The sequence below is a fragment of the Paenibacillus sp. RC67 genome (assembly GCF_030020805.1).
In the GTDB taxonomy this organism is placed as follows: domain Bacteria; phylum Bacillota; class Bacilli; order Paenibacillales; family NBRC-103111; genus Paenibacillus_S.
Map to the genome: position 1 here is coordinate 1,947,161 of NZ_CP125098.1, position 24,947 is coordinate 1,972,107.

General features: G+C 46.7%; 22 protein-coding genes and 1 riboswitch. Of the genes, 18 read left to right on the forward strand and 4 right to left on the reverse strand.

The window, feature by feature from the left end; all coding sequences use genetic code 11:
* The first annotated feature begins 87 nt into the window (after nucleotides 1–87).
* From QMA13_RS08810 to QMA13_RS08820, 3 genes are all read left to right on the forward strand, one after another.
* Nucleotides 88–1,143 carry an SIS domain-containing protein gene (locus QMA13_RS08810; protein ID WP_282940955.1) on the forward strand — a complete coding sequence of 352 codons (1,056 nt, stop codon included), beginning with the start codon at nucleotides 88–90 and terminating at the stop codon, nucleotides 1,141–1,143.
* Nucleotides 1,144–1,158: 15 nt separating this feature from the next.
* Nucleotides 1,159–2,025: a class II fructose-1,6-bisphosphate aldolase gene (gene fba, locus QMA13_RS08815; RefSeq protein ID WP_282940956.1), complete on the forward strand. Its 867-nt coding sequence runs from the start codon at nucleotides 1,159–1,161 to the stop codon at nucleotides 2,023–2,025.
* A 99-nt stretch (nucleotides 2,026–2,124) separates the two neighbouring features.
* On the forward strand, nucleotides 2,125–3,081 hold the full coding sequence (locus tag QMA13_RS08820; protein WP_282940957.1) for a 1-phosphofructokinase family hexose kinase: 957 nt from the start codon (nucleotides 2,125–2,127) through the stop codon (nucleotides 3,079–3,081).
* Between the two features lie 45 nt (nucleotides 3,082–3,126).
* On the opposite strand, the gene QMA13_RS08825 is transcribed toward QMA13_RS08820, so the two are convergent.
* The gene (locus QMA13_RS08825; protein WP_282940958.1) at nucleotides 3,127–4,137 is read right to left on the reverse strand and encodes a LacI family DNA-binding transcriptional regulator; all 1,011 of its coding nucleotides are present in this window, start codon (nucleotides 4,135–4,137) and stop codon (nucleotides 3,127–3,129) included.
* Nucleotides 4,138–4,486: 349 nt separating this feature from the next.
* Between QMA13_RS08825 and QMA13_RS08830 the strand changes: the two genes are divergently transcribed.
* Nucleotides 4,487–5,500 (forward strand): zinc-binding alcohol dehydrogenase family protein, encoded by a 1,014-nt coding sequence (locus QMA13_RS08830; RefSeq protein WP_282940959.1) that lies wholly within the window; start codon nucleotides 4,487–4,489, stop codon nucleotides 5,498–5,500.
* 284 nt (nucleotides 5,501–5,784) lie between these two features.
* On the opposite strand, the gene QMA13_RS08835 is transcribed toward QMA13_RS08830, so the two are convergent.
* From QMA13_RS08835 to QMA13_RS08845, 3 genes are all read right to left on the reverse strand, one after another.
* Nucleotides 5,785–7,263, reverse strand: a complete 1,479-nt coding sequence (locus QMA13_RS08835; RefSeq protein WP_282940960.1) for a family 43 glycosylhydrolase — start codon at nucleotides 7,261–7,263, stop codon at nucleotides 5,785–5,787.
* A 47-nt stretch (nucleotides 7,264–7,310) separates the two neighbouring features.
* Nucleotides 7,311–8,630, reverse strand: coding sequence for an ABC transporter substrate-binding protein (locus tag QMA13_RS08840; RefSeq protein ID WP_282940962.1), 1,320 nt, complete (start codon nucleotides 8,628–8,630; stop codon nucleotides 7,311–7,313).
* Between the two features lie 88 nt (nucleotides 8,631–8,718).
* Nucleotides 8,719–9,576, reverse strand: coding sequence for a helix-turn-helix domain-containing protein (locus QMA13_RS08845; RefSeq protein ID WP_282940964.1), 858 nt, complete (start codon nucleotides 9,574–9,576; stop codon nucleotides 8,719–8,721).
* A gap of 337 nt (nucleotides 9,577–9,913) precedes the next feature.
* On the opposite strand from QMA13_RS08845, the gene QMA13_RS08850 reads away from it, so the two are divergent.
* The 14 genes from QMA13_RS08850 to QMA13_RS08915 all read left to right on the forward strand — a co-directional run bounded on the left by QMA13_RS08850 (nucleotide 9,914) and on the right by QMA13_RS08915 (nucleotide 24,758).
* Nucleotides 9,914–12,145 carry a rhamnogalacturonan lyase gene (locus QMA13_RS08850; RefSeq protein WP_349254207.1) on the forward strand — a complete coding sequence of 744 codons (2,232 nt, stop codon included), beginning with the start codon at nucleotides 9,914–9,916 and terminating at the stop codon, nucleotides 12,143–12,145.
* A 185-nt stretch (nucleotides 12,146–12,330) separates the two neighbouring features.
* Nucleotides 12,331–12,795: a hypothetical protein gene (locus QMA13_RS08855; protein ID WP_282940966.1), complete on the forward strand. Its 465-nt coding sequence runs from the start codon at nucleotides 12,331–12,333 to the stop codon at nucleotides 12,793–12,795.
* 241 nt (nucleotides 12,796–13,036) lie between these two features.
* Nucleotides 13,037–13,915 carry an alpha/beta hydrolase family protein gene (locus QMA13_RS08860; protein ID WP_282940968.1) on the forward strand — a complete coding sequence of 293 codons (879 nt, stop codon included), beginning with the start codon at nucleotides 13,037–13,039 and terminating at the stop codon, nucleotides 13,913–13,915.
* A gap of 176 nt (nucleotides 13,916–14,091) precedes the next feature.
* Entirely contained in the window at nucleotides 14,092–14,484 is a 393-nt protein-coding gene (locus tag QMA13_RS08865) for a GntR family transcriptional regulator (RefSeq protein ID WP_282940970.1), read from the forward strand.
* Nucleotides 14,485–14,518: 34 nt separating this feature from the next.
* Nucleotides 14,519–15,196 carry an ABC transporter ATP-binding protein gene (locus QMA13_RS08870; RefSeq protein WP_282940972.1) on the forward strand — a complete coding sequence of 226 codons (678 nt, stop codon included), beginning with the start codon at nucleotides 14,519–14,521 and terminating at the stop codon, nucleotides 15,194–15,196.
* Entirely contained in the window at nucleotides 15,193–16,785 is a 1,593-nt protein-coding gene (locus QMA13_RS08875; protein ID WP_282940973.1) for a hypothetical protein, read from the forward strand. The genes QMA13_RS08870 and QMA13_RS08875 overlap by 4 nt, the downstream gene beginning before the upstream one ends.
* Before the next feature lie 333 nt (nucleotides 16,786–17,118).
* Nucleotides 17,119–17,712: a class I SAM-dependent methyltransferase gene (locus QMA13_RS08880; RefSeq protein ID WP_282940975.1), complete on the forward strand. Its 594-nt coding sequence runs from the start codon at nucleotides 17,119–17,121 to the stop codon at nucleotides 17,710–17,712.
* Complete coding sequence (locus QMA13_RS08885; protein WP_282940976.1) at nucleotides 17,702–18,316, forward strand: DedA family protein; 615 nt, start codon at nucleotides 17,702–17,704, stop codon at nucleotides 18,314–18,316. The genes QMA13_RS08880 and QMA13_RS08885 overlap by 11 nt, the downstream gene beginning before the upstream one ends.
* A gap of 260 nt (nucleotides 18,317–18,576) precedes the next feature.
* Nucleotides 18,577–19,488 carry an amidohydrolase family protein gene (locus tag QMA13_RS08890; protein WP_282940978.1) on the forward strand — a complete coding sequence of 304 codons (912 nt, stop codon included), beginning with the start codon at nucleotides 18,577–18,579 and terminating at the stop codon, nucleotides 19,486–19,488.
* Between the two features lie 29 nt (nucleotides 19,489–19,517).
* On the forward strand, nucleotides 19,518–20,903 hold the full coding sequence (locus tag QMA13_RS08895) for a sugar ABC transporter substrate-binding protein (RefSeq protein ID WP_282940979.1): 1,386 nt from the start codon (nucleotides 19,518–19,520) through the stop codon (nucleotides 20,901–20,903).
* Between the two features lie 23 nt (nucleotides 20,904–20,926).
* Nucleotides 20,927–21,856 carry a carbohydrate ABC transporter permease gene (locus QMA13_RS08900; protein ID WP_282940980.1) on the forward strand — a complete coding sequence of 310 codons (930 nt, stop codon included), beginning with the start codon at nucleotides 20,927–20,929 and terminating at the stop codon, nucleotides 21,854–21,856.
* A gap of 19 nt (nucleotides 21,857–21,875) precedes the next feature.
* Nucleotides 21,876–22,730 carry a carbohydrate ABC transporter permease gene (locus tag QMA13_RS08905; protein WP_282940981.1) on the forward strand — a complete coding sequence of 285 codons (855 nt, stop codon included), beginning with the start codon at nucleotides 21,876–21,878 and terminating at the stop codon, nucleotides 22,728–22,730.
* A 160-nt stretch (nucleotides 22,731–22,890) separates the two neighbouring features.
* Nucleotides 22,891–22,975: riboswitch (cyclic di-GMP riboswitch) on the forward strand.
* Nucleotides 22,976–23,076: 101 nt separating this feature from the next.
* A complete protein-coding gene (locus QMA13_RS08910; RefSeq protein WP_282940983.1) occupies nucleotides 23,077–23,526 on the forward strand; it encodes a chemotaxis protein CheX in 450 nt (149 codons plus the stop codon).
* A 122-nt stretch (nucleotides 23,527–23,648) separates the two neighbouring features.
* A complete protein-coding gene (locus QMA13_RS08915; RefSeq protein WP_282940984.1) occupies nucleotides 23,649–24,758 on the forward strand; it encodes a sensor histidine kinase in 1,110 nt (369 codons plus the stop codon).
* Nucleotides 24,759–24,947: the final 189 nt, after the last annotated feature.

Here is a 24,947-nt window from a genome sequence, read left to right on the forward strand (position 1 = left end):
GCGTTTTAAAAATAAAACAAATAAAATGATTGAAAAAATCAAAAAAATGATTTAATATTTCATTATTAAGATGAGAGGGGTAATAAAATGACAACTTTCGGTCAATATACGTATCCGGAAATAGGTGCTCAAGCGGAAGCATTGCAAGCAGCGTGGGATCAACTGGGCAAGCAGCAGGACTGGATCGATAAGTATTTGCTTAATCCAAAGTTTGATGAAATCATTTTTATCGGTTCAGGTTCTTCCTATTATCAAGCTTTATCAATGGCTTCTACCTGCCGTTCTTGGCTTGGCAAAAGCGCGACGGCTTACCCGTCTTCCGAACTGTTCTTATTCCGTGAACAAACGGCACCGGCACATCGCAATTATTTGGTTATCGGCGTATCCCGCTCAGGGGAATCGACGGAAGTGATTCTTGCTTTGGAGTCGGTCAAAGACCTTTCATTCATTACGGTAGCGGGGATTACGTGCTACGAGAACAGCAAGATGGCACAAATTGCAGAATGCCTCTTATCTCCTTTGGGGAAAGAAATTAGCACCGTTATGACGAAATCCTTCATGAGTATGACGTTCATGATGCAAGCGGCTATTGCTAAAGCATCCGGCAAGGAAAATCTGATCCGTGAGATGGAGCAAGTCATCGGTCTGGATGCAGCTCTGGTCCAAAAAGCGGATCCATTTGTACAAAAGCTGCTGAATGAGAACTCTTTTGATAAATTTATATATCTTGGCATGGGAACCAGCTACGGTATCGCATTGGAAGCTTGCTTGAAGATTAAAGAAATGTCTTATGTGTGGACAGAAGCTTACGGCACGCTGGAATTCCGCCATGGTCCAAAGTCCGTTGTGGAGCCGGGCACGCTTGTAGTTGTTATGGTCTCAGAGAAAGCCCGTTCTTACGAGCTTAAGGTAGCTGAAGAAATGAAAGCCTACGGCGCATTCGTCCTTCTGTTGACTGCTAAGCAGGGTGAGGATACGGCATTTGCGGATGCTGTGGTGGAAATCGGCGGTGAGGCTATCTCCGATGACGCGCGCAGTGTACTATACTTGCCAACTCTTCAATATTTGGGCTTCTACACCGCTATGAAACGCAACGTGAATCCAGATGAGCCGCGCAACCTGACGCAGGTCGTTATTATTTAATAGGAGGGCAATCTTATGCCATTAGTATCGTCTACACCGCTGTTGGAAGCAGCCAGAGCAAACGGTTATGCTGTGGGAGCCTTTAACGTTCATACATTGGAAATGCTTCAGGCTGTAGTTGAAGCTGCTGAGGAGACACAGTCTCCATTAATTTTGCAATCGACTGTTGGCACCGTGAAACACTTGGGGGCCGATTACATTGCAGCTGCTGCCAAGGCGGCCGCTGACCGATCCAGCGTACCAATCGCGCTGCATTTGGATCACTGCACGGAGTTCGAAGTGCTCGTACAATGTATCCGCGCGGGTTATACCTCGGTCATGATTGATGCTTCCATGCATCCTTTTGAAGAGAATGTAAGACAAACACTGCGCGTTGTGGAAATCGCCAAAGCGGTTGGCATTAACGTTGAAGCGGAACTAGGGAAAGTCGGTGGCGTCGAAGACGATATCGTTGTTGCGGAGCATGAGGCTTTGATGGCAGACCCGGATGAGTGCGTTCGATTCGTTGAGCTGACAGGCGTTCAAACGTTGGCACCAGCGATCGGTACGGCACATGGTATTTACAAAGGGGAGCCGAAGATCGATTTTGACCGCATTCATCGCATTGCGCAAAAGGTCCCTGTGCCATTGGTTCTTCACGGAGGCTCCGGAATTCCTGAAGAGCAAGTGAAGCGCAGCGTTTCGCTCGGCATGGCCAAAATGAATATTGCCACAGAGATTCGTATTGTGTTCTCTGATGCGATCAAGAGCGTGTTCGCTCAAAATCCGGACGAAAACGATCCTCGTAAATATATGATTCCTGCTAAAAAAGCAGTGAAAGCCGCTGCGATTGAAAAGATGAGAATGGTAGGCTGCATCGGTAAAGCGCAGGATTGGCGTTAATCGAAGCCAGCCTGATGTGATAACTTTGTAAGTGGGGTCCGGAGGGATTTCACCCGCTGAGCGGGCATTCGCCTGTCGGACTTCTAGGAGAGGAACATTATGATAACAACGGTCACACTGAATGCAGCGATTGACAAAACCTATTATTTGTCTTCATTTCCTTTGGGACGGGTATCCAGAGTACGTCGGATGTTTGCGGAACCGGGTGGCAAAGGAATCAATGTGGCACGCGTCATTCATCAACTGGGTTATCCTGTGACGGCTACCGGTTTTTTGGGCGGCTACAACGGAGAATGGATTCGCAATGCTTTGGTAAAGCAGGGCATTTCCAATGATTTTGTGCAGATCGAGGGTGAATCCCGATTATGCCTGAACATGCTTGATGAAGAAACAGGCGTCTCCACAGAAGTGTTGGAAGGCGGAGCGGAGATCCCCCTAGAGGCTATGGAGCAGCTAGTCGTTACTGTGAAACGGTTGGCTGCGCAATCCAAGATTGTTTGTTTCAGCGGCAGCCTTCCTGGCGGTGTACCCAATGGCTTTTATGCCGAGTTGATCGCGATTGTCAAGGAAGCCGGTGCATTAGCTTTCCTAGACACAAGCGGCGCATCGCTTCGAAGCGGTATAGAAGCCATTCCGTATTTCACAAAACCAAATGAAGATGAAATCGTTCAGCTGCTCGGAACGCAAACGGAGCTGGATATGAGCAAAGATATAGCTGATGTTCAGCAAGCTTTGAAGGAACAGCTAATCTCGCTGAACAACAAAGGGATTCCTACAGTTACCGTATCGCTTGGATCCCAGGGCTCATTGACCTCCGTTGAGGGTGCTGTGTTTCGGGCCAAAGCCCCACTTATCGAAGTTGTGAACACGGTCGGCTGCGGCGATGCTTATGTTGCAGGGATGGCTATCGCTACGGCGCGGGAACTGCCCGCTGAGAAGCGGATCGCTTATGCGACTGCCGTTGGTTCGGCCAATGCGCTAACGGAAAAAGCCGGTTATGTGAACAATCCGGATGTGGAGCGGCTTATTGCCAACGTTGCGGTGGAACGGATTTAATAGAAAAACGGTGCGATCCTTCGCACCGTTTTTTTGGCATTTCCGCTAGCTCCGCATAGTCGATTTGCGAACAATAAGCTGTGAGGGAAGAACCACCTTGCGGTTCGATGAAGGGGCTGTACCTTCAATCCGTTCAATAAGCATTTGCATACCCATATAGCCCATGTCATAAGCGGGCTGTGCCGCAACAGTCAAGAAAGGATTATAGTCCGGAATCGGCTCCGGGTCGTCAAAGCAAGCTACGGCGATATCCTCAGGAACTCGCAGATTCATTTCCCGCAATGCACGCAGCGTATTGACACCGATGAAATTATTGGCGGCCAGTATAGCGGTGGGACGCCCTGAAGGGGATAGGTTTATCAAGGTTCGAACGATATCCGAGAAATTGTCTTGGCGAAAATGAGTTTCAATCAACAGCTCAGGGCTCATCTCTAGTCCGTTCAAGGTGAGCGCATCAGTAAATGCAAGTCGTCTCTCACGCGCATTGGATACCGTGTCGGGGCCGTTGATAAGCGTAATCCGACGATGCCCCTGCTCCACAAGATGTGCAACGAGCTTACGAGTCGTTTCTGCATTATCCCCCATAACGAGGTCGGCTGCTATGCCATCTACATACCTGTCGACGAACACGAATGGAACTCTCCGCTTAGCGAGCTTGCGAAGATTGGCCAGCGATGGATCGCCAGTCGGAGCGATCAGAACGCCGTCTACTTTGGTCGAGAGCAGCAGATCGATATAACGTGACTCTTTGTCTGTCTGCTCATCCGTATTACCGAGCAGCAGCTGGTAGCCTGCTTGAAGTGCTTTGTCCTCAGCTCCTCGAGCCAAATTAGTGAAGAATGGGTTGGATATATCTGAAATAACAAGGGAGACGAGTTTCGTTTCCTTCGATATTAGGCTCCGTGCCTGCTTATTGGGGATATAGTCCAGCTCTTGAATAATCTCCTCGACTTTTTTGCGGGTTTTTTCACTGATCGAAGGTGAATTGTTAATAACCCGCGATACGGTCATGGGGGATACGTTTGCTTTTTTTGCAATATCGTAAATGGTTACCATCAGGTTTAAATCCTTTCAAAAACAAGTTACATAAAAAGGAGAGACAAGAACGACAAATGGATTGACGAAAGAAAAACAAGCTGTTATTTTATTGTTATCGGTAACATAAAAATATCATATTTATAGATTGCATTCAATAGAGCAGGGAGGAATAGGATGGGTGCATCCTCGCTCGAGAGCGTTTTCAGAGATGTCGATGTGCAGAAAGGGATTCGAACAGTACATAAAGCCTTGGACAAGGCGTCAACCTGATCGGTGAGGCTGCTGAGCGGCAAAGAGCCGATCGATCACGTCTGGCATGTTTCGCAAGACTTCAAAAAATCATTTAGCGAAAAGAGGCGTATCCCCTATGAAAGCTATTGTTTGCGAAGAACCGAATCGTTTTGAAATGAAGGAGTTCGATATTCCAGCAGCAGGTGAGGGAGAAGCATTGCTTCGTATTCGCCGGGTTGGTATATGCGGAACAGATTTGCACGCGTACAGAGGGAATCAGCCGTATTTCGTGTACCCTCGTATTCTAGGTCATGAACTGGCAGCAGAAATTATGGATATCGGTGAAAATAGCCAAGGGTTGAAAACAGGAGATCGTGTTACGATCATTCCTTACATGGAGTGCGGTGCATGTATTGCCTGCCGCAGCGGCAAAACGAACTGCTGTACGAAAATGAGTGTGCTGGGCGTTCATGAGGATGGTGGAATGCGGGAATATATGACGGTCCCCGTCGATCATTTACTTAACACCGATGGATTGAGCTTCGATCAAACGGCAATCGTGGAATGCTTCAGCATTGGTGCTCATGCCGTGCGAAGAGCAGCTATTACGCCTGGAGAGTTTGCACTTGTCATCGGAGCGGGCCCGATTGGTCTTGGTGTCATGAAATTTGCCAAGCTGGCGGGGGCTAAGGTTATCGCTCTGGATATTAACGAGGAGCGCTTAACCTACTGCAAGGAGTGGGCGCCGGCTGATTACATTGTGAACGCTAAGAATGACCCTGTAAAAGAGATCGAAGCCATAACCGGAGGCGATTTTCCGACGGTTGTCCTTGATGCAACGGGCAATGCCAAATCGATGGAGGGGGCGCTGCAGTATGTATCTCACGGTGGCAGGCTGATCTATGTCGGCTTGGTCAAAAGCGATATTGCATTCAGCGATCCTGAGTTTCATAAACGGGAAATGTCCATTATTAGCAGCCGCAATGCCAACCGAGTTGATTTCGAGCATGTCATTGAGAGCATTCGCAGCGGTCAGATCGATACGGATTCATTCATTACGCATCGTGCCTCCTTTGATGAGATGATCGGTGCCTATGAGGCATGGCTGAAGCCTGAGACGGGTGTCATTAAGGCGGTAGTCGAGCTGTAGAAGCAAAAGGTATCTTCTGTAATAGAGGATGCTCAGATTGTGGAGGAACCTGTAAAGCTTGAAATATTGCTAGTATACTCCAGTGGGGTATGCCTCTCCAGCCGCTGTTGAAATCCATGAATCTTATTAGAATTTAGTGGTATATTCACAGATTTCAAAGGCGGACGTAAACTCCTCCGAAGCATACCCCACCTACCTATATAGCAAATTTCTCGCAAAACCAGGTTTCTCGTCAGAAAGGCATCCTCCGTCTAAAGAGGATGCCTTTTGCTGTGAGGTGTATGTTATTCATTCGTTGGCTGCGAGGTATCCACGCCATAGTGTGGAGTAATCACGAATGCCTGACAGCGTCGGATTTCATTCGAATCTATAGGTCGTAGGTGCAGCACACCCTCGTGGTCGCGATTTAATGTTAGCGCAAGTCCTGTCGCACGATGCAGGATATTAAACCATCCTGCATGCTCGTCGTCCTTAACGATGTTCCAATGCTGAGTAGAGTGGTCAGCTGCCTCTTGAAGCTGAACCATAAGGTGCACACTGGCATCCGAGTCCGAGTCAGCGGTATTTGAAGATTTGGCTTCTAAGCATTTGGCTCCAATTTTATCTCTTATTCGGACATAACCGTCCTCAATTTCCTCAATGATCCAATGCTGATCGACCGAGTCATAGGATAGCTTCTGTGCCGTGATGCATGCCGCAGGGGGTTCCTTTTTCGCTGATGCCTTCACATCAGCAGAATCTTCAGATGCAGAGAAGGCTGATGACGCCAAGTAACGGTACGACCGGTTCATTATGCGCGAGAAGCTGCTGCTTTCCTGACTAGTATGAACCGTACCTTCTTCAAGAGCAATGCTCACCTTATCGGCCCAGTTGAGCTTCATCGACTTGTCGTGGGGAAACTGGATTGGCAGGATTACATAGGAGGAACGATAGTAATCCGATGGGTCCCAACGGTCACCGACGTACATATAGCTGGTCGTCATGCTCCCTGTAATAGGGAGGATATAGGTCGGCTGTGTATCGAACGTGGTCGGTCCGCCGAAATCGTGAAGCATCGACCAATTCCCTGTCAAGCTATCTGAATAAGCGTATTTTCCTTGATTGGGCTCCCACCCCGTGCAGCCCGAGGTGACCATAAAGTAAACGCCGTTTCGTTTCATGACCGCCGGGGCCTCACGATACTGTCCAGGCCATAATGTTCTTACATGCTCGTCGATCGACATGTAGTCTTCACTTAAACGATAAATGTGCAAGTCCGCATTTTCTCTTGCAGCCGAAATAAAGTAACCGGTGCCGTCATCATCCACGAAGAGTGTGCAGTCCCGAGACATGAACCCTTCGGGATTGAAGCTGCCGTGATAAGTATAGTTCCCGTCAATTGTATCGCAAGTGGCGACAGCACAGCGGGCTGCTGCGTAATTGGCTCCGTTCTCCCAGTGCATCCACATGACATATCGCTTAGTGGGCGCGTGATAGATGACCTTCGGTCTTTCAATATTGGCGCCTCGGTTCGTTTCGGTATCGGTGATAATCTCGGGATCCGAGCGAACATCGATCGCACGAAATGGAGAATCGAGTGTCAGCACATCACCCCGAAATTCCCAGTCCATAAGATTAGAAGAGCGATAGCATGAAACGCGCTTGTGTCCTCGTCTGTTTTCGCCGAACCAATATACGTAATTTCCAGATTGAAGCAATCCGCCTCCATGGGCGTGAATCGGTTGGCCGGATGTGTCCGTCCATTGCGAGCCGTTAATTAGCATCTGTTGTTCCTCCTGTTTCTTGGTGATAAACCATTGGCCTAGTCTGGTTACTGCTTGGCTGAACCTGCATCGACTTGGCGTATATGGTTCTGAAGCCCTTCATCGGTGGCCCGCAGCGTCGTGTTCACATCTTGCTCGTCATTTAAGTATTTGGTCACCTGCTCGCTAACAATTTTGCCTGCGTCGGGGTATTTGCTAGTTGCAGTATAGGCTGGGATATAGCTGCCTTTAAATATCGCATCGAGGTGCTTCCCTTGCAGTACAGGCATATCGGCACCCAGCTCGCGTCGGATGCTGTTATCCTTCAGCACGGATAATTTGCCAGATGCTCTCGTCAATTTCTTCTGAACAGCATCGGAGGTCAATATCTCGATTACCTTGAAAGCTTCGTCCTTATGCTTGCTCGTTTTGGATACGAAGGCTACATGCTCATCCACCATACCGGCCACATTCGGCTTATCTGGATAGCTCGGGTACTGAGCAATATCCCAGTTCAAGCCTTTGGCTGCGTCTGATTGAAGCAGGTTGAAATTGTTTCCAGTTGCGAACATGGCCAAGTTGCGGTCTTTCATGAATTGATTGCGGGGATGTACATTGGGAACCGCTTCGTTTGAAGGGATTGAATTAATCGTCTTGGACAGCTCAAGAATTTGTTTCCATGGTTCATTGTTGAAATTGGATTTGCCGTCTTTCACCGATGGCAAAGCAATCTGCAGCGCCAGCTTGCCGTAACCTTCTGCCTCCAAACCGCGGTAGCGAACACCCTGCTCCTCACGGCTCACTTGTTTAGCGAGCTGAATGGTTTCTTCCCAAGTCATACCGTCTTTTGGATAATCGACACCGAATTTATCAAAAATATCTTTATTGTAATAAATGGCGTTGAAATTCGAGTCATAAGGCAGAGCGACCAATCCGCCTTTATCGTAACCCCGAATCGTATCCAAATAAGTAGCTTCAAAACGGTTCAAATCGAGTTTGTGCTTTTTGATAAGAGGCGTCATATCTTCTACTAACCCAAGCTCCTGATAGTCTGGAATCAGATTCACCCAGGATGCGACGAGATCAGGCACGGTGCCTGCAGCGATCATTTCTTTAATGTTTTCGCCTTTGAGCATTTCGATTTCAATATGGGGATATTTTTGCCGGAGGGGCTCGACAATGAGAGACTGGAAGTCGGCGTCATTAATTTCCGACCATTTTTGTGCCATCAGCAGCTTTACAGGCTCCTCTTGCTTAGCTGGTGCCGGAGAAGCTTGGTTTGGTTCCGTGCTTGTTGCTGCTTGCTGGGTTCCGCCGTTACTGCAGCCGATTATAGAGCCGAAAGCGATGAAAGCTGCTAACGCAGCCGCATAAGAACGCATTATCATTTTGCAATCCCCCTTGTTATATGAAATGAAAGCGATTTATTGCTATCCTATCACTGTTTTTCGGGGAACAGCAATTCACAAAAGAATGCTAAAATAACACTTTTGCACAAGCGCCTGAGCGATATTGAAAAGGGGTCGTTCCTACTTGGGCCCGAAAAAATTTGCAAAAATAAGCCGCAGACGAAAAAGTCAGCTCCAGAGCGATTTCCTCCACAGACAAAGTGGTTTCTTGCAGCAGTTTTTTGGCCTTCTCGGTCCTCACCTTATTCAAGTAGTGCTTTGGTGACATGCCGTACACCTGCTTGAAGCAATTTGTAACATAATTCCGGTGCACGTGCAGCCGGTTCGATATTTCTGATATTTTCACGCTTTCCGATCCTCCGTACGTTTCCAGCATATATGCGACTTCGGCAGCAATAGTATGCTTCGATTTGGAGGCCGCCGTATCATCCGGGATATCGGGGATCACTATTTTTTCGATTAAGAAAGCGAGGAACTGCATCATGATCGATTGCACCATCATTTTTTGGGTGAATGCCAATTCATCATCCATTTTGAACATTTGGATCAATCGGTTCATGGAGCTTTGAATTTCGCTTTGAATTTCCGGCGTCTGATGGGTGCTGACAATCGGCTGCCGCATTCTGTGAAATAAAGAGTGCACCTCACGAGGCTCTACATCAAAATGAAAATTAAAAAAACGACTTTCCTCATGGGCCTGGGGGTAGTGCAGATCTCCGGAATTGACCAGAATAAAATCGCCTGCGCGCAGCTCATACTCCACTCCGTTAATCCATTCGCTCATGAAGCCGGATTCAATATATAAAATTTCAAACATCGGGTGCTTATGGTTCGGATAGACGGAGCCTTTTTCTGCATTTTTGTATAAAATGCTCCAAACATGAAATGAAGTGAAAAAACCAGGGGAGTAAAAATGATCCTTCATCTTTTGCACCGTCCTTCTCCAAGAAATGCGTTTAAATTCAGAGTATCACAACGTACCAAATGGGTAAATGTTCCTTGAATTGCAAAAAAGTACAAAGCGAATGATGGCCTGAATACAAAAAAATACAAGCTCATCAAAAATATACAATTGTTGCCTACGGACGGATCCCTTATGGTAAGGGGGTACTTACGAGCCGTAGGAAGGAATGAAATCAAGGATAGGGGGTGAAATGACATTTTGTAACCGTATACAAGTTAACTCGGAATCAGCAGCAAGGGAGCGACGGCATGAAGCATAAGGAACAAAATTAAAGCACACAAGGAGGCTGAATAAACAGATGGTTATGCAAAGGAATAAGCGATTCAAAAAAGCAGGACATGCACTTGTAAGCGCAATATTATTGGGGGCATTAGCTGCACCGCTCCATGCGGGGGCGGCTTCTCCAAGTACGGCAGGTACTTCTTCTACTCAAAGGCAAATGGAATATTTGGATCGGGGTCTCGTGGCTGTGAAAGTAGATTCCGGTGTATTTGTCAGCTGGCGGCTGCTAGGTAACGAGCCGGATAGCATTGCTTTTAATTTATATCGTAATGGGGTTAAGATTAATTCGGCTCCGATTACGAACAGTACGAATTATCAGGATAATTCCGGAACGAAGGATTCCAAGTATACGGTTAGAGCCATTCTGAACGGCAAAGAACAGCCAGCTTCAGAGAAGGCTAACGTATGGGACACGAACTATCTCTCTGTTCCGCTGCAGAAGCCTGCCGACGGGACGAATCCAGACGGTTCCACCTTCACATACAGCGCGAATGACGCAAGCGTCGGTGATCTGGACGGGGACGGTCAATACGAAATAATACTGAAGTGGGACCCCTCTAATTCCAAAGATAATTCGCAGGACGGCGTTACGGGGGAAGTCTTTATCGACGCTTACAAATTAGACGGGACACTATTGTGGCGTATTTCACTTGGTAAAAATATTCGGGCGGGCGCACATTACACGCAATTTATGGTGTACGATCTGGACGGGGACGGCAAGGCGGAGGTTGCTTTCAAAACAGCGGATGGAACGAAGGATGGTACCGGTAAAGTCATTGGTGACGCGAATGCGGACTACCGTGATTTAACAGGAAGTCGTCCCGGACGAGTACTGTCAGGACCAGAGTATTTGACTATATTTGAAGGTATGACCGGCAAAGAGCTTGTCACTACGCCTTATGATCCGCCGAGAGGCAACGTGACGGATTGGGGAGACAATTACGGTAACCGTGTGGACCGTTTCCTAGCATGTATCGCTTATCTGGACGGCAAAAGACCAAGCCTGGTTATGGCGCGCGGATATTATACTAGAACCGTGCTTGCAGCGTATAACTGGAGAGATGGTCAGCTGACGAAGCTGTGGACCTTTGACAGCAACGATGCAGGCAATGAAACCTATGCAGGGCAAGGAAATCACAATTTAAGTGTGGCTGATGTAGATGGCGACGGTAAGGACGAAATTATTTATGGCGCCATGACAATAGATGACAATGGCAAAGGCTTGTACAATACTAAACTGGGCCATGGTGACGCGCTGCATGTCGGTGATCTGGATCCGGATAGACCGGGACTGGAAGTATTCAAAGTAGATGAGGACAAAAACTCTCCATATGGTGCCGCCATGTGGGATGCAGCTACAGGGGAAGTGCTGTGGGGCGTGTACACAGGCAAAGACACGGGCCGAGGCATGTCGGCGGATATTGATCCCAATTATAAAGGAGAAGAGGTATGGGCTTCAACCGGAGTCGGTTTGTATTCCAACAAAGGGGAAAAAATCAGCAGTACAACGCCTTCCATTAATTTTGGCATCTGGTGGGATGGGGATCTGCTTCGCGAGCTGCTGGACAATAACCACATCGACAAGTGGGATTATACGAATTTTAAAACCATTAATTTGCTGACAGCCTCAGAAGCCGCTTCCAACAATGGTACCAAAGCGAATCCTACCTTGCAGGCGGATTTGTTCGGGGACTGGAGGGAAGAGGCAGTATGGAGAACGGAGGATAGTACAGCTCTGCATATCTACACAACAACAGCCGTAACGGATCATCGTATCTATACGTTGATGCACGATCCGGTTTATCGCTTAGGCATTGCATGGCAAAATGTTGCTTATAATCAGCCTCCACATACAGGCTTCTATTTGGGTGAAGGGATGGATGCGCCTCCGACGCCGAACATGTATGTTGTAGTTCCAGCTGAAGTTCAAATACAACCGCAAACCTTGAATTTGAAAAGCCATGGCGGGAGCAATTCTGTCACTGTGGATATTGAGCTTCCAGCGGGCTACGATGCTTCCACGATAGATACTTCAACCGTGCAGATGAGCGTCTACGGAAGCAAGCCAATCCGTGCTCAGGGCTCAAAGGGGCATTCTGGCAATAAAGCAGTTACCGTCAAATTTGACCGGCAGCAGCTGATTGAAGCTTTGAAAGGGCAAAATGGCAATGTCGAGGTAACCGTAACTGGTACTTTGAGAAATGGAAATACGTTCAGAGGTACTGATACATTGAAGGTCACCCAATAATATTGCTAGAGTAAAGGGAGAACAAGTCTGAGCACAGTACTTGTTCTCTCTTGTTTGTTTATACATTCCCTTTCTTTTGAAAAAAGTGCCTCCTTCTGCATATGCGCTCAGTCGAAACGGATTGAGTTACATATACTAGAAGACAAGGAGTAAGGTAAGTCGATGGAAGGGAAGGTGGATTTGGGATGATAAAAAAGCCAAGAATGAAGAACACGGAGAAACGCAGGAAGGACAGGAAGCTTGCTCAGTCGATGGCCGTTCAAATTAAGAATGTCACCAATAAGGTGCCTGTCCTAATGGTTTTGAAGGACGGCACTTATTATTACGGGATGGTGCGCGGTGTGGAAGACCAAGAATTAATTTTTCAAGGGATAAAAGGGGAGAACGCTCCTTCGAAGCGTTCTGCCAAAACGAAGGCCGGTATTTCAAGCTTTTCCGGTTTGGGCAGCCTACTGGGCAATTCGGGGCGTTTGGGCGGTCTTTTAGGCGGCGGGCTCGGATCCTTTGGCGGTTTGGGTGGAAATGGAACGGGTGGTGGTGGATGGGGCTCCCTGGGAGGGGTTATGAGATTCGGTTTCGGCATGATGAAATTCATCGTGCCGTTAATGAAAGGCTTTGGAGGCTTAGGTACCTTCTTCGGCAAGCGCTAGCTGTATAAAGCATAAATGAAAAAAGATTGCTTCCTATAAGGCCCTCCGGGCTAGGTAGGAGGCAATCTTTTTTATATTCAGAATAATCGCTGTCATCAGTGCTGAAAAACTAGAGAATTGAAACGTACGGTATCATTTTAATGGCCTAGGTCAATATGATACAATGAAATCATTCCCATAAATTTACTTGTGATTGGCCGATGCGTTATTATTTTACATACCAAAGAAGGAGTGATCTCGGTTGAATCAGCCTTTTATTACTTATGAAGCCTTTCATTTGGAAGCAGGGCATTTAGCTTCAGGAGAGCCGCTTCAGATTCGTGGAGACATAAGAGTATTACGGAGTGAGGGTACGTACGCGAAGGACCGCAAGCCGGTACTTCTGATCAGTCATGGGTTTAAGGGTTTTAAGGATTGGGGGTTTTTCCCTTATATTGCAGCGAGATTCGCTGAAGCGGGATATTATGTTGCTACGTATAACTTTTCATGCAACGGGGTCCATGAATCCGACTTCGACGAGCTGGAAAAATTCGGCTTTAATACCACTTCGCGAGAGCAGCAGGATTTGGATCTAGTTTTGAAGTCACTACTGGCTCAAAAACTGCCTCTTGCAGAAGAAGCGGACACGGAGCGCATCTATTTGCTCGGTCACAGCCGGGGAGGCGGTGGCGGAATTATTTTTGCGGCTGAGCACCCAGAGGTTAAAGCTCTTGTAACATGGAACGGCAGCGCCTATGCTGATTTGTTCGATTCAGCCTTCAAGGCTCAGGTGCTCGAGCATGGAGTCGGTTTTGTGACCAATGCACGCACAAAACAGGAGATGCCGATTCGCGCGGAGTTCTATTCCGATTTGGAGACTAATGGCAATCGCTTTGATATTGTTCAGCGATTGGCGGAACTGACTATCCCGGTACTCCAGGTGCAGGGCGATCAGGATTCTCCTCGCCTTCTTGCGGGGTTCGAGGCACTGCGAACAGGAGCGCCCCAGCATAAGCCGGTCATTATAGAAGGCGGTAACCATACGTTCGGTTCCATTCATCCGTACCGCTCGACCACACCTCACCTGGAGGAAGCGATCCGAGTAACACAGCAGTTTTTGACTAATGTGAATCATAGGTAAGCTTATCACATCATACGGAAGCAACCGAAGGTCTCTTTGACGCTGCGTAATCGATACGTAGTCATGGAGGCCTTTTTGGGTAAACGGATATATTGAAGTGTGTGGTGGTGTGTGATACAATGCACATATATTGTATGGTGTGTAGCCATACACTGATAACATCGAGGTGGATCGAATTGGACGATTTTAAATGGAAGCCGGATCAAATGCGCATTGACCCGTCGCGTCCGCTGTATGAACAGTTTGTTGAGCAGCTGCGTGCCGATATCGCCCGAGGCGTGTTGGCTCCAGGTGCTCGCTTGCCGTCTGTCAGGGAATTAGCCGCAGCCATTCGGGTCAATCCGACTACTGTGATGAAGACGTATCAGGAATTGGAGCGGAATGAATTGATTGTCACTTACCGCGGCCAAGGTACTTTTGTTACGAAAGACGAAGCAATCATCCAACAAAGCAAGCATACGCTTGCTGTTCATGCCTTGCAGAAGCTTCGTGAAGTGGCTGAATCGCTCGATATGACGGTGGAGGAACTGCTGGAATTAGCAGGCTACAAAGGGGGAAAAGGCAAGTGACCAATTCATTTAACGGAGATTTACAGGCCATTGAATGCAAGCAAATGAGTGTAAGCATAAGAAAAAGTCCATTTTGCAGGATATTACGTTCACCTTGGGCAAAGGCCGTATTGCAGGTCTGCTTGGACCTAACGGTGCGGGGAAATCCACCTTGTTGAAGGTTTGCTCAGGATTGTTGGAGCCCTCTAAAGGCACGGTCAAAATATTCGGCGAAGAGGCTGGTGTCGCGACGCTAGGAAAAATGGCTGTACTGCCTGATCGCGGCAAGCTTCCAGGTTGGCTGACGTCCGGGGAGTGGCTGCATTATGCCGGAGCAATCTATCCGGACTGGGATTCCCTTTACGCCGAGCAGCTTACAGAAATGCTTAAGCTGAATCTCGCTTTGCGGATATCTTCCTTGTCGAGAGGAGAGGAAGCAAGGCTGCAGCTGTTAAGCTGTTTGGCCCGCAAGTCTCCATTAATTATCCTTGACGAGCCATTTACCGGAGTGGATATGATTTCCCGTGAACAGATCGCTTCTACCGTAGTCGGTGATTTGGCCGACGGAGAACGAACGTTTCTTATTGCTACGCATGATATTCGTGAGATGGAGCATTTGTTTGATACGCTCATTTTAATCGACAACGGCAAGATCAAGGCAACGGACGATGTTGATACTTTGAGAGAGCAAGGGCTGTCAGTCGAATCGCGGTACAGGGATGTGTTTTCATGAGAACTATCGCTTTACTAGCCGATATGGAAACAAGCCGGTACAGCCCCTTCATGCTTGGAAACCGCAAAAGCAATTATAAATGGATTTGCCTAGGAGTACTTGTACTGCTTGTTGTGAGCATGATTATGATGAGCGGCTTTACGACCGCTAACGGCCTGTTAATAACAGGAGTTTTGAATGTATTCACGGCGATGATTCTTTTTGTTATCATGGATGGTATTCAATTATCCACCAAACAGGAGAGGGAATGGTGGCTGCTGTTCCCCCATCCCCGTCTGTCTCTCGTATTGGGCAGGGCGTTAGGATTGTTGCGAGTTGGCGTTCAGCTGTTTTTGTATTTTGCCATCATTCGAATGGTGCAGTACGCTCTATCGGTTGGGGTGCTGCATCAGATGCAAGCTGTTGCGTGGAATGAAGTGTTATATATCCTCGGAGCTGAGGCGCTCCTCTTGATTGCAGTTCTGCCTGTCATTGTTAGTCTAGGGCTGCTGGTAACGGTATTTCAAGTGTGGTGGGTGCGGAGTCTCATTATTTTGGTGATGATGTATTTATTTATGCCTAGTCTTATTTTTACCTTTATGGCTGGGTATACCGATGTCGCTTTAAGTACTCTTACACCGACGGTCGTGTCTGGATTTGCCGTCAAGCTCTTGTTAATTGGATGGCCGTTTTCCGTATTATGCGTATGGTTTACGGCAGCAGTCGGGATGAGGCAAATGGGGAAAGCAAGCTCTTCTAACAGCAGCTTTGCGATGCAAGTAATGGATGCTCGACAGTCTCCTCTGTTAGAAAAGAAGGCGGAACAGAGCAGTAGGTGGCGCACTCCTTTTTGGTCACTAGTTGCCATGGAGAGGCGAAGATACCGCTGGTTCGGGCTGCAAAATAATCGTCTTGGCAGCATCCTTGCTGTTGTATTGATGACGGCTATTGCTGTTATAGCTTATCAGAGTGCATCGGAAGTATTTGATCTGGTCTCGTTCTTTTCTATGATTATGATCGGAGCTTATATGGTCTCAGTCATCTATTATTTGAATAGACAAATTGAATTTATGAAGGGTCCTGCTCCATGGTGGATTATGATGCCGCATTCGCGGCGGTTGCTGCTCGGAAGCCGTGTTGTTGCTTATTTATCCGTTATCCTGCCTTATTTAGCAAGCCTACTTATATCTGCGGGGATAGGTGCCGCTGTGCGTCAATGGATTGATCCAATGCCAATGGAGGAACTGCGCGTTGCCCTACAGTACTTCTCCCACTATGCTCTAGTGTTTATTCCGCTTATCATTTTATATATTATTGCATTGCAAGGGTTACCCGCTTTTCTGAAACGATCTTGGCTGATGATTTTTGCTGCACCGCTGTATGGCGGGTATGTATTAGGATTTCAGCTGGCAAATGTTATTATTACGCCGCGTCGGCTTGACAGTTTGTCGTTTCGCTCAGGTCCAGCACCTGATTTCGGATATCATCTATTGTTAATTTATGGTACGGTGATACCTTACGCTCTATTTTGTTTCTGGCTGGGCTGCAAATATATGAACCGTTACTCGCTTGCGCGAGATACGATCTTGCTTGGGAAGTTGAATAAATAAGTTGAACACCATCCACCAATTGGGTTAAGCCGTCATTAGCATCCAAATGCCTAGAGAGTTCAATGCTCTGCAGCCTTAAGGCTGTGGAGTATTTTTTTATTGTTAAATCTTTGAAAGAATAAGTCATCAGAAGAGTATAAACGTGAGATAATCTGACAAATACTATAAAGTTACATTAGCTGCCAATAATCTACATGAGATGAAGCGATTGTTGGACATCCTAGTCTTAGGTCCAGTGAATTCCCAGCCTGCGGACTATTGAGAAGAAAAACCATTATCTGTAATCTATAGATAATAGGTGACGAGATGAAGACGCAGGGAGATGCTCATGAAATGATAAATATTAGCACATTGGTGCAGGAGAAATTCCTGTTTCTTAATAAATTTATACAATCCCCTAAGGAAGTCGGCAGTATTACCCCCAGCTCCAAATATTTGGCTAGGGCGATGACGCGAAGTGTTCCTTGGCATGGAATACAAGCTGCCGCTGAATTGGGAGCGGGTACAGGAGCGATAACCGAATATATTAAGAATGCAGCGGAGGAGCCTACTAGAATCCTTCTATTTGAAAAAGATCCGGTATTAAGAAGCCAATTATCGGAGAAATACACCGGAATGGCTTGTTACTCCGACGCTTGCCAAATTCGAAAAGCGATGAGCGCGGAAGGAATCGGTCATTTGGACCTTATATTGAGCGGACTTCCTTTCTTTAATTTTCCTCAGCCGATCCGCGATGCTATCATGAATGAAATTTTACTATCTTTGAAGCCTGGCGGGTGGTTTGTGGCATTCCAGTATTCCTTGCAAATGAAGCAGCAGCTTAGCCATTATTTCGATATTGAAGCCATTCAATTCGTCCCCTTTAACCTTCCGCCGGCTTTTGTATATATTTGCCGCAAGAGAGGTGATGGGGAAGATGAGCTATGATACGTTAGTAAGTATGATTGGTGACTATGGCTATGCGGCTTTATTTTTTGCCCTGTGGCTTGGGATTGTTGGAATGCCTATTCCTGATGAGGTCATTGTGATGACCGGTGGAGCGGCAACCGCGAACGGATTGCTGCACGAGATCCCGGCGTTCGCATTGACGTATCTGGGCGTTATTTCTGGATTATCCCTCGGCTATTTCTTGGGCAGATTCATGGGAACGCGAGTCATAGAGAAATGGAAGCGGAAGAAGAAGATGGAGAAGTACTTGCTGATGTCCGAGAAGCTGGTAGAGAAATACGGTCAATATGCCCTCGTAGTAAGCTACTTCTTCCCGGTTGTAAGGCACGTTACGCCATATATTGTTGGTATTAATAAAATGAGCTTTCGTAAGTATGCGCTCCTTTCCTACTCTACAGGCTTTGTGTGGACGTTGATATTTTTCACGGCAGGTCGTATGACGGGGGATCATGTTGAGCAAGTAGGCTTGTTGATTCATAGCTACGGGCTCAAGCTGTTATGGGTTCCGTTTGCAGTGGCCGGGATTTGGGTTTTGTATAAAATGGCCCGGGGCAAGCACTCCAATCTGAATTCCGGGAACTAGATTCAAATGTATGAGGATAGTCCAATAGCGTTTGGACAAAGGGAGCGAAGTTGCGGATTTGTCGCAGTAGCTCCCTTTTCTTGTAAAAAAAGGTTGACATCCCTGATGTTCGGGTATAGTATACAAATAACAATTAATACCAACTAAGTATATAGGAATAATTATTATATCATTCGCCGGTCGGCCGGAGATGAGGTGCTCTTCCAATAATGGGAGGGTCACAGCATCTCCTTTTTTATTTGCGCAAAGGAGGAAGGAGCATGTTCAACAACGGTTTCAAGGTGTTTGACATTCACGCGCATCTGCCTTATCCGCTTCCGTTTCTTAAGCGAAACGAGTTCATCGATGAGCATAATGCAAAACGGTCTGAGCGGATGCGCCTGGCGTGGGATTTTCCCCGCAAGGATCAGGAGAAGCAGGAGGATACTGAAAAGCCAGTGATCGAACGCTGGAAGGATGAGCTGAAGCGGTATGGTATCGGAGGCATCAACTTTTTGACGGCCTGGAACAACGATAATCTAGCGGAACAGATTCGAGTTAGTCCCGAACAATTTACAGGCTTCGCACATCATTCCATCGAGCAGCCGGATGCCGCTGAGGAGCTTAAGAGAGCCGTCGATGTGCTTGGGCTCAAAGGCTATAAGCTGTTTGGCCCGCTGGTACAAATCGCGTTTGATGCGCCTTCGCTTGCTCCGGTATGGGCTTTCGCTGCAGAGAGAAGGCTGCCTGTGCTCATTCATTTCGGTATATTGGGCCATACAGGCGGGATTGTGCAGCATCAGAATATCAGTCCGTTATCGATCTTTAATGTAGCTCGAGAATATCCGGACATTCCATTCATCATACCGCATTTCGGAGCGGGCTATTTTCAGGAGCTGCTCCATCTATGCTGGAGCTGCCCCAACATTTATATCGATACATCGGGTTCTAACCAGTGGATGCGGTGGACACCTTACGAGCTGACATTGGAGTCATTGTTCCGCAAAGCCTATGAGCTGATCGGTCCGGAACGAATCATCTACGGATCGGATTCGAGCGGCTTTCCTCGAGGCTATGTGTACCGTTATTTGCAAGATCAAGTGAGAGTTTGCCGGGAATTAAGGTGGACCGAAGCCGAGATTGAGAATGTGTTCGGCAACAATGCGAGGCGTTTGCTGAACTTCCAGTTATAACTACACCAGACAAGGAGAGGAATGGGATTATGAAAAGAAAAAGGAATAGCTATTCTGCGTACCGCATGAGAGCCGCCCTGCTGCTGTCGGGCTTACTTATTACTCTGTCGGGCTGCTCGGGGGGAGCCGCCCATTCGTCTTCCGACACTCCAGCCGCTGCAAAAGGCAATGATGCTTCCAAATCCTCAGCAGATTCAGCGGCAGGCAAGGACGAGAAAGTGACCATCGAATATTGGCAGTATCAATATCCCGCCAAGGTCGATTTAATCAGCTCGTTGATCGAAGATTTTCAGAAGAAGCATCCTAATATTACTGTAAAGCAGACCAACTTTCCCTATGATCAGTATAACGAGAAGGTCGCAGCGCTTGTTCCAGCGGGTAAAGGACCCGATGTAATCAACCTGTACTACGGCTGGCTGCCCAAATATGTTTCTTCAGGCTATTTGCAGCCTCTGCCTGACAGCGCATTTTCCGAGGCTACCATTAAGCAGGAGTTCTTCCCCTTTGTTGACACCGCCAAGCTGAACGGCAAATATTATGCTATTCCTACGGCTGTTCGAACGCTGGCGCTTTTTTATAACAAGGATTTGTATGTCAAAGCGGGACTCGACCCGGCCAAACCACCAGCCACTTGGGATGAGCTGGTTGCTTATGCCAAGAAGCTGACTCAAAAGGATAAAAATGATCAATACATCATTGAAGGGCTGGCTTGGCAGCCGAACGCCCAGCTCCACCATTGGTATCGCGATGCGCTGGTATACCAGGCGGGAGGCAAAGATATTAGCGACGATAGGCGCAAAATTTTGTGGAATCAATCTCCAGCAGGCCTTGAGGCTTTCAAGTATTTAATAGACTTGTCCCTTGTACATAAAGTGGGTACGAACAATTTTTACAATGATGACATTACGGCTTTTAAAGGCGGTTACGCTGCCATGAATATTGATGGGTCGTTCCAGCTCGGAGGCTTGAAGAAGGATGTGCCTGACTTAAACTACGCCATCGCACCGCTGCCGGCTTATAAGGAGAAGGCGACGCAGGTATCCTTTTGGGCGAATGCTATTACAAAAAACGTGCAGGGTAAGAAGCTTGAGGCTGCAGCCGAGTTCCTGAAATATTTGACGAGCAAGGAAGTACAGGAGCAATGGGTAGAGAAGGTCGGGGAGCTTCCTGCGAAGAAGGAAGTTGCGCTGCAGGATAAATATGCAAAGGACGAGAAGCTGGGTCCGTTCATCCAGCAGTTGGGTGTTGCACATGCCCATTTCTTCGTCGATGAGAAGTTGGAGCGGGATTATTTTACAGAGGCTGTTGATCAGGTAGTGCTGAACAAGGTTCCTTATGAGAAAGCGTTCGAGGAGCTTGTATCTAAGACCCAGAAGCTGTACGACGAATATTGGGCGAAGCAGGATAAGAAGTAAGCTGAACCGCAGGGGGAGTGAAGATGGAACAAGTGGATAAACTCTCTATCCGTAAAAGACATCTCTTTTTCAAAAGAGGACTTAGCTATAAAAAGCAGCGGGTTCTGTTTATTTACAGCTGCCTGCTGCTGCCCCTTCTGTTTTTTACAGTCGTTCGCATACTTCCGATTGCTTATTCCTTCAATATTGGGTTTCGAGAGTGGGATCTGCTGTCTAATGAAAAGCCTTTTGTAGGTATAGACAACTACATAGCACTGCTGCATGACACCAAGTTTATTGCTTCTCTTCGCAATACGTTGGTATACGTACTGATTGGAGTCCCGGGTCAGCTGATTACTGGTCTTGTGGTAGCGCTGCTTCTTCATCGATTGAACAAAGCCAGAGGCTTGTTCCGTACGCTGTACTTTATACCGCACATTACCAGCGTAGTCGCTGTAAGCTGGATATTTCGCTGGATGCTAATGAAGAATGGCGTTATCAATGCAGTGCTGATCAAGCTGGGCTTAGCTCCGCAGTTGTTTCTTGGCTCTCCATCGCAAGCGATCTATTTGGTTATAGCAACCATGATTTGGCAGGGGATTGGATTTCAGATGATCATTTTTCTCAGTGGGCTAGAGCATATTCCAACGTTATACTACGATGCTGCCGCAATGGACGGTGCAAATCGGTGGCAAAAGCTCCGTTACATTACGCTGCCTTTGCTCAATCCCGTTCTCGTATTCTCCGTTATCATTGGGAGCATTAGCTACCTGCAATCATTCACTCAGGTACTGAATATGACGCTTGGCGGGCCGCTCAATTCGACTCTATCGATGGTTCTATATATTTATGATCTGGCCTTTAAGCATTTCAAGATGGGAGAGGCAGCCGCTGCAACGGTGGTGCTTTTCATTATCATTTTGTTGCTGTCGATTCTTCAGCTGAAGGTATTGAACAAAAAAACGGACTATTAGAAACGTTGAGGTGATATCTATGAGCATATCGGCAGCAGAGGGAAGCAGCAGGCTCCGAAGGCCTTCTATTAGTTCTATTCTTCTTTATGTTGTACTTGGCTTGGGAGCTGTCGGGATGGTATTTCCTTTCGTGTGGATGGTGGCGACCTCTTTGAAGCTGCCGAAGGACGTATTCTCATTACAGCTGGTCCCTCCAACAGCTACGCTTGGCAATTATGCTATATTATTCGCGAAATCCCCGTTCGCAGATTGGATATTGAACAGTATCATCGTTGCCTGTATTACTACGGTTAGTGTGGCCTTATTCGATACGGTAGCAGGATATATTTTGGCGCGGTTTACATTTCACGGCAAGAAGCTCATTTTTATAGCTATCTTAAGCACCATGATGGTGCCGACGGAAATGCTGATCATTCCTTGGTATATGGCCTCCGTTCAATTAGAATGGGTGGACACTTACACAGGCATCTTGTTTCCCGGTTTAATGTCTGCGTTCGGCATATTCCTGATGAAGCAGTTCATGGAGCAGGTACCTCAAGAATTGCTGGACGCGGCCAGGGTCGACGGGATGAATGAGTGGAGCATTATGCTGCGTATTGCCGTTCCGCTTGTTCGCCCTGCATTAGCCACACTGAGCATACTTACTTTTTTATCCAGCTGGAACGCTTTTATTTGGCCGCTTATCGTTACTCAGTCTCCAGAGCATTTGACGATCCCGGTCGGCATTTCTTTCTTCTCCAGCGAACAAAAGGACAGCAGCGGTTGGGCGCTGATTATGACGGGGGCTACCGTGTCTGTCCTGCCGTTAATCATTGTATTTCTGTTGTTCCAAAAGCACATTATTCGCGGCATTGCGTTAACGGGTTTGAAATAAAGCTCCTATGCTAGGACATTTTTCATGAAGTCGAATACTTTCTTTTGTTGGGCATAGTAGTAAAGTCGTGGTACCCTATAAGAGAAATAGGAAAACAAGTACTATTTTGGCAGGTTGTATGCTACAATAGTTTTAGTTTAACTACATAATCACCATGACAAATCGATAATGGCAAACTTGCCGAAAGGCAAGGACGCAAAGCCACAGGCCTAAAGGAGCAATCTAATGGCGGCTGGGTTACCGAAAACGGCGCATAGGTTCTAAGTTTTGTAAAACAAGACTGCCCAATTTCGGGCAGTTTTTTCTATTTTATTTCAAATTTCCATTCGCAAAGGGGCTGTATCATGTGCAAGCAAACTTCGTGAACCCGTTCTTAACTTCATCCCTTCATGTCATTGAAACGTTGATCCAAATTAAACCGGTTGTAGGGCAGCTAAGTAAGAGAACGATTCATTACACGGAGGATTATATCTGGCTTAAAATCGGCATATTGGGTCAACTGCAAAAAGATATTATTTTCGGATTTCCCGAAACCGTAGCTTTAAGAATGGTATCTGGCATGATGGGAGGATTTACCGTAACGCATTTTGATGAGCTTTGCCAGAGCGCAGTTGGGGAATTAGGAAATATGATCAGCGGTAACGCCAGCACGATGCTGTATCAGCAGGGGATTGAAGTGGATATTACGCCGCCTAGTCTCGTGAATGGGACGGCTCATCATTGGGGAGGCGAAGTGTTCAGCATTCCGCTTAGCTTAGAGACGATCGGTGAGTTTAATATTTATATTTCAGCTTAAATAGGTAACTATCCTATGAGACAAAATGTATATAAAATCCTGTAGTTTAAAGCATTGGACTTCAGTTGTCTTTATGTTATGTTATATAATATCACATTTCTCTATATAGGCGGGTTTTCTTTATGGATGCAGAGCCTTTGTTAAAGCATTTACGGGATAAGAAGCCACAGGTTATCGAACAGTGGCTGGAGCTAATGTCAGAGCAGATATCGCGCGGCTATAATCTATCCAATATGAAGTATAGAGGCGACATTTATTTTGATTATCTTACCGATCTTCATATTCCGACCGACCGGCATCCGATTCAACAATCCGTTGCCCAATGGTGTGAAAGGTTTGAAGAATTGGGGCTTCAAATTATTGATATCATTCAATGCTCGCATTTATGGCGCCGCTCGTTACTGGAAGTTTGCGGGGATTCGCTGCCTATTAATCTTTATCAGAACATTTGCTTACGAATTGATGATTTTGAGGCGACCTTGTGCGAGAACTACTGGCAAATCACAGTAGCTTCCATCAAAGAAAAAGATATGGCGATCCATGAACTGCATGATGACCGAATGAACTTGATCGGCAAAATGGCTGCCAGTATGGCGCATGAGATTCGTAACCCCTTAACTTCCATTAAAGGGTTTATTAAGCTGCTGCGTTCGAATATCCGGACATTGCCGGTTGAGAAAGCGGATGCATATTTGGAGTTCATAGAGAATGAATGCAACAATATGCATATGCAGGTAACAGGCTTTTTAAGCTTTTCCAAAAGACCTATGGTTGAAGAAGAAATGGCACCGATATCCGTAAAGCAGATGCTGGATTACAATCTGTCTTTGCTGCGTCCTCGCCTAATCAATGAGAACGTCAATTTAAGCGTTAAAATTGCTGATGATATGACGCTCCGCGTCCAAAAGCTAGCCATTCAGCAAGTACTGAACAATTTGATAAACAATGGAATCGATGCTTTGGCCGATACGAAATATGATAAAAAAATGATGATTTCTGCTTTTGAGGATCATCAAAAGGCTTATATTCATATTACTAATAATGGACCGGAGATTCCGGCGAACCTCGCCAAGTCATTGTTCGCGCCTTTTGTTACCAATAAAACAAACGGCACGGGTCTAGGACTTACCATTTGCAAGCAAATCATGTCCAAAAACGATGGGGATATTTCGTTTTCCAGTTCAGCTAAAGAAACGGTGTTTAAGCTATCTTTTCCAAAATCAGCATCGTAAAATAAATGAATATGAAATCAACGAACTGCAGGCGCTCGCGCTTGCAGTTTTTTTTTGTATTATTGCTGGAATGCTTTCAACAACTTACCAGGAGCTAAAACGGGGCTGCAGCTCTTTTGTTCATGCTCCGTTCATATTCGTATTGTACTTTATATCGAAGTAAATCATATTGCGTTCTGATACTCTTGC